The sequence below is a fragment of the Streptomyces sp. NPDC059371 genome, from assembly GCF_042751995.1.
In the GTDB taxonomy this organism is placed as follows: domain Bacteria; phylum Actinomycetota; class Actinomycetes; order Streptomycetales; family Streptomycetaceae; genus Streptomyces.
Window position 1 is genome coordinate 96,230 of the sequence record NZ_JBHYXD010000026.1, and the last position, 5,104, is coordinate 101,333.

Genomic DNA, 5,104 nt, shown 5'->3' on the forward strand with positions numbered 1-5,104 from the left:
CGGCGGGTGTGCGGCGGGTGGGGGCCGGGCGGCGGGGGGCGCTCGTGGTGTGGCTCTTGGGGCGGGGGGGCGGCCTGCGGGCCGGCGCCCCGGCGCCCCCCCCCCCCTTCTCCGTGATGTCTCCCCGTGAGCCTCAGGCGCGGCGATACTCGTCGGCCCACACCTCGATGACGTCCGCCGCCCGGTCGAAGGCCTCGGTACGCGCCAGGAAGTCGGCGTTGTGCGTGGTCATGAGCGGCGGCACGTCCCCGGGCGCGCGGTCCGCGCTCACCAGCGTCAGAGCCTGGCCCTGGACGGTGCGCGGCAGCCCCAGCCAGCGCACCGGCTGCTGCACCGTGCGCACCACCTCGACCCGCTTCCACGGAGTCGTCTGTGTGACGAAGAAGCCCACCCGGCGCAGTCCCCGGGCGCTGACCCACACCCCCATGCGCAGCAGCCGCAGCGCGCACAGGATGACGACCGCCGCGGCGGCCATGCAGGCCGCGGCACCGGCCGGCGTTCCGGTGACGGCGATGATCACGGCGGCGACGAGCACGTACGAGGCGAGCAGCAGGACGAGCGCGGCCGCGCCCACCCGCCAGGGGCCGGGCCGGTAGGGGCGCCGCCAGCGGTCGCGGTCGTCGAAGGGAAGCGCGACATCGTCCGCCGCCTCGTCAAAGGCGCGGTCCGCCGTCAGAAAGGGCAGGGGCACGTTTGATCCTCACTCGATCCACACACGGGCAGTGCCCGGTGAGGTTATCGAGCCGGTTGCCGGCTCACCACCCTCGGGGGTCCGGAAGAGTCAGCGGCCGTCCGAAGCCACGGAGTGCTGCGTCTGCGCAGGTGACGGATCCTGTGACAGGGCGGGCATTCCGACTATCAGGGATCCGGCTATCCCGGCGGCCAGGGTGAGGCCGAAGAGCCACCGGCCGGCTATCTGCCCGGCGGAGGACCGCTCACGCGGCGGCGGAGCGACATTGCTGCGGAAGGAGTCGGCCTCGGCGGTGAAGGCGAACGGGACGGGCGCGCTGGGGGCACCTCCCGGCGGTAGCTGGGGGAGGGACATGGGCGGTGCTTCTCCTCTGGGGGCTTACGGGCACGGTGACGTGATCCGGGTGATCCGGGCGACCTGGGTGATCCGATGGCAAGCGGCGCGAACCTCTCGAACACGTCGCTCTCACTCATACAGACGGGCGAACGTTACAAGAGGTGCCCGGAATCACCGAATTCGCAGAAGTTCGCCGATGAATGTCGTGGCACGGCACCGAACGCCCGGTTGCGGATGTCGGGTGGATGCCGGGCCGTAGAGTGGTCGCCGCCCGAGCCAGTGATGTGGGAAGGACCCTGCGCACCGTGACCGACACCCCAGCCGACGACCTCAAGCCCAGCTTCCGCGGCGATGTCACCGTCGAGCTGATCAAGCACACGGCCTCCGACGCCGACGTGCTGTTCGCCGCCCGCGTCTCCACCGCCGGTGAGCAGTCGCTGGAGGAACTGCAGAAGGACCCCGAGCGCTCCAAGGGCCTGATCAACTACCTGATGCGGGACCGTCACGGCAGCCCCTTCGAGCACAACTCGATGACCTTCTTCGTCAGCGCGCCGATCTTCGTCTTCCGCGAGTTCATGCGGCACCGCGTGGGCTGGTCGTACAACGAGGAATCCGGGCGCTACAGGGAGCTGGAGCCGGTCTTCTACGTGCCCGCCGAGGACCGCAAGCTGGTCCAGCAGGGCCGCCCCGGCAAGTACGTGTTCGTCGAGGGCACCCCCGAACAGCACAGGACCGTCACCACGGCCATGGAGGAGTCCTACCGGCAGTCCTACGCCGCGTACCAGGAGATGCTGAAGGCCGGTGTCGCCCGCGAGGTCGCCCGCGCCACCCTCCCGGTCGGACTCTTCTCCTCGATGTACGCCACCTGCAACGCCCGTTCGCTGATGCACTTCCTCGGCCTGCGCACCCAGCACGAGCTCGCCAAGGTGCCGTCGTTCCCGCAGCGGGAGATCGAGATGGTCGCCGAGAAGATGGAGGCCGAGTGGGCCGGGCTCATGCCTCTCACGCACGCGGCCTACAACGCCAACGGGCGCGTGGCGCCGTAACACGCCACCGCGCACCGGTCCGGCACAGATGTACGGTTCAGCCGAGTGAAGTGTCCCGATTGCGGCATTTCGCGAAGTTCATCTAGCCTGATCAAACGGACCCGGTACTGCTTGAACCCCCGAGCAGGCAGTGCCGGGTTCCACCTTTGTCGTGCTTTGTCGTGGTCCCCGAGGGCAGACCACGCGGTGAGCAGCGAGTAGCGTATTACCCATGGCTCCGACCTCCACTCCGCAGACCCCCTTCGGGCGGGTCCTCACCGCCATGGTCACGCCCTTCACGGCGGACGGCGGACTCGACCTCGACGGCGCTCAGCGGCTCGCGACCCACCTGGTGGACGCAGGCAACGACGGCCTGATCATCAACGGCACCACCGGTGAGTCCCCGACCACCAGCAACGCGGAGAAATCGGAGCTCGTACGCGCCGTGCTGGAGGCGGTCGGCGACCGCGCCCACATCGTCGCCGGCGTCGGCACGAACGACACCCGCCACAGCATCGAGCTCGCCCGCGACGCGGAGAAGGCCGGCGCGCACGGCCTTCTCACCGTGACGCCGTACTACAACAAGCCCCCGCAAGAGGGCCTGTACCGGCACTTCTCGGCCATCGCCGACGCGACCGAACTGCCGGTCATGCTCTACGACATCCCCGGCCGCAGCGGCGTACCGATCAACACCGAAACTCTGGTGCGGCTCGCCGAGCACCCGCGTATCGTCGCCAACAAGGACGCCAAGGGAGACCTCGGCCGCGCGAGCTGGGCCATCGCCCGCTCCGGCCTCGCGTGGTACTCCGGCGACGACATGCTGAACCTGCCGCTGCTCTCCGTCGGCGCGGTGGGCTTCGTCTCCGTCGTCGGTCACGTCGTCACCCCGGACCTGCGCGCGATGCTCGACGCGTATCTCTCGGGGGACGTCCAGAAGGCCACCGAGATCCACCAGAAGCTGCTCCCCGTCTTCACCGGCATGTTCCGCACCCAGGGCGTCATGACGACCAAGGCCGCGCTCGCCCTCCAGGGCCTGCCCGCCGGTCCGCTCCGCGCCCCGATGGTCGAACTGTCGCCCGAGGAGACCAGCCAGCTCAAGATCGATCTTGGCGCCGGCGGGGTAGAGCTCTAACCACAGACTTCACAACTGAATACGCCTCAACGCAGGCCATGGGCCTGCACCCCACACAACAGCTACTGCACGAACGTCACGCGCGCCACGTGCCTTGCCAGGTACGTGGCGCGCGTGGTGAGGAGAGTCTTTTGAGTCATCCGCATCCTGAACTGGGTAAACCGCCGGTCCTCCCGAAGGGCGGCCTGCGCGTCACCCCGCTCGGCGGTCTCGGCGAGATCGGCCGGAACATGACGGTCTTCGAATACGGAGGCCGTCTGCTGATCGTCGACTGCGGAGTGCTCTTCCCCGAGGAGGAGCAGCCCGGAATCGATCTGATCCTGCCGGACTTCACGTCCATCAGGGACCGCCTCGACGACATCGAGGGCATCGTGCTCACGCACGGCCACGAGGACCACATCGGTGGCGTGCCCTTCCTGCTCCGCGAGAAGCCGGACATCCCCCTGATCGGCTCCAAGCTGACCCTCGCGCTCATCGAGGCGAAGCTGCAGGAGCACCGCATCCGGCCCTACACGCTCGAAGTGGCCGAGGGCCACCGCGAGCGCATCGGCCCCTACGACTGCGAGTTCGTCGCGGTCAACCACTCCATCCCGGACGCCCTCGCGGTCGCGATCCGCACCCCCGCGGGCATGGTCGTCCACACCGGCGACTTCAAGATGGACCAGCTCCCGCTGGACGGCCGGCTCACCGACCTCCACGCGTTCGCCCGGCTGAGCGAGGAAGGCATCGACCTTCTCCTCTCGGACTCCACGAACGCCGAGGTCCCGGGCTTCGTCCCGCCCGAGCGCGACATCCAGAACGTGCTGCGCCAGGTCTTCGCGAACGCCGGCAAGCGCATCATCGTGGCGAGCTTCGCCAGCCATGTGCACCGCATCCAGCAGATCCTCGACACCGCCCACGAGTACGGCCGCAGGGTCGCCTTCGTCGGACGTTCGATGGTCCGCAACATGGGCATCGCGCGTGACCTCGGCTATCTGAAGGTCCCGCCGGGTCTGGTCGTCGACGTCAAGACGCTCGACGACCTTCCGGACCACGAGGTCGTCCTCGTCTGTACGGGATCCCAGGGTGAGCCGATGGCCGCCCTCTCCCGGATGGCGAACCGTGACCACCAGATCCGGATCGTCCAGGGCGACACGGTGATCCTCGCGTCGTCGCTGATCCCGGGCAACGAGAACGCGGTCTACCGCGTCATCAACGGTCTGACCCGCTGGGGTGCCAACGTCATCCACAAGGGCAACGCCAAGGTGCACGTCTCGGGCCACGCCTCCGCGGGTGAGCTGCTGTACTTCTACAACATCTGCAAGCCGCGCAACCTGATGCCGGTCCACGGCGAATGGCGCCACCTGCGCGCCAACGCCGAGCTGGGCGCGCTGACCGGCGTCCCGCACGACCGGATCGTCATCGCCGAGGACGGCGTCGTCGTCGACCTGATCGAGGGCAAGGCGAAGATCTCCGGCAAGGTCCAGGCCGGGTACGTCTACGTCGACGGTCTCTCGGTCGGTGACGTCGGTGAGCCCACGCTCAAGGACCGGAAGATCCTCGGCGACGAGGGCATCATCTCGGTCTTCGTCGTGATGGACGCCAGCACCGGCAAGCTCACGGGCGGCCCGCACGTGCAGGCACGCGGCTCCGGCATCGACGACGCCGTCTTCATCGACGTCATCCCGAAGATCACGGAAGTCCTGGAGCGCTCGGCTCAGGACGGTGTGGTGGAGCCCCATCAGCTCCAGCAGCTCATCCGCCGCACGCTGGGCAAGTGGGTGTCCGACACCTACCGCCGACGCCCGATGATCCTCCCGGTCGTCGTCGAGGTCTGACCGCCGGCAAGGCCTCAACCAGGAGCGGGGGGCCCCCCGGTTTTTCGCGGGGGGGCCCCCCCCCAAAGATTTAATAAAACCCCCACCCGGAACCCCCCACAAG

5 protein-coding genes are annotated in these 5,104 nt (G+C 68.6%); 3 read left to right on the forward strand and 2 right to left on the reverse strand.

The features are described 5' to 3' along the window. Positions 1-133 precede the first annotated feature (133 nt). Together ACFXGX_RS17560 and ACFXGX_RS17565 are read right to left on the reverse strand one after the other, a co-directional pair. Positions 134-691 (reverse strand): hypothetical protein, encoded by a 558-nt coding sequence (locus ACFXGX_RS17560; RefSeq protein ID WP_384791378.1) that lies wholly within the window; start codon positions 689-691, stop codon positions 134-136. A 90-nt stretch (positions 692-781) separates the two neighbouring features. Then, a complete protein-coding gene (locus tag ACFXGX_RS17565) occupies positions 782-1,045 on the reverse strand; it encodes a hypothetical protein (RefSeq protein ID WP_384791381.1) in 264 nt (87 codons plus the stop codon). Positions 1,046-1,332: 287 nt separating this feature from the next. Between ACFXGX_RS17565 and thyX the strand changes: the two genes are divergently transcribed. The 3 genes from thyX to ACFXGX_RS17580 all read left to right on the forward strand — a co-directional run bounded on the left by thyX (position 1,333) and on the right by ACFXGX_RS17580 (position 5,001). After that, positions 1,333-2,073: an FAD-dependent thymidylate synthase gene (gene thyX / locus ACFXGX_RS17570; protein WP_384791383.1), complete on the forward strand. Its 741-nt coding sequence runs from the start codon at positions 1,333-1,335 to the stop codon at positions 2,071-2,073. 211 nt (positions 2,074-2,284) lie between these two features. Continuing rightward, the gene (gene dapA, locus ACFXGX_RS17575; RefSeq protein WP_355767956.1) at positions 2,285-3,184 is read left to right on the forward strand and encodes a 4-hydroxy-tetrahydrodipicolinate synthase; all 900 of its coding nucleotides are present in this window, start codon (positions 2,285-2,287) and stop codon (positions 3,182-3,184) included. Positions 3,185-3,315: 131 nt separating this feature from the next. Next, positions 3,316-5,001: a ribonuclease J gene (locus tag ACFXGX_RS17580; protein WP_384791387.1), complete on the forward strand. Its 1,686-nt coding sequence runs from the start codon at positions 3,316-3,318 to the stop codon at positions 4,999-5,001. Positions 5,002-5,104: the final 103 nt, after the last annotated feature.

Coding starts and splice junctions, on each gene's coding strand:
- ACFXGX_RS17565 (WP_384791381.1), bottom strand. CDS start 1,045: ATGTCCCTCCCCCAGCTACCGCCGGGAGGTGCCCCCAGCGCGCCCGTC.
- dapA (WP_355767956.1), top strand. CDS start 2,285: ATGGCTCCGACCTCCACTCCGCAGACCCCCTTCGGGCGGGTCCTCACC.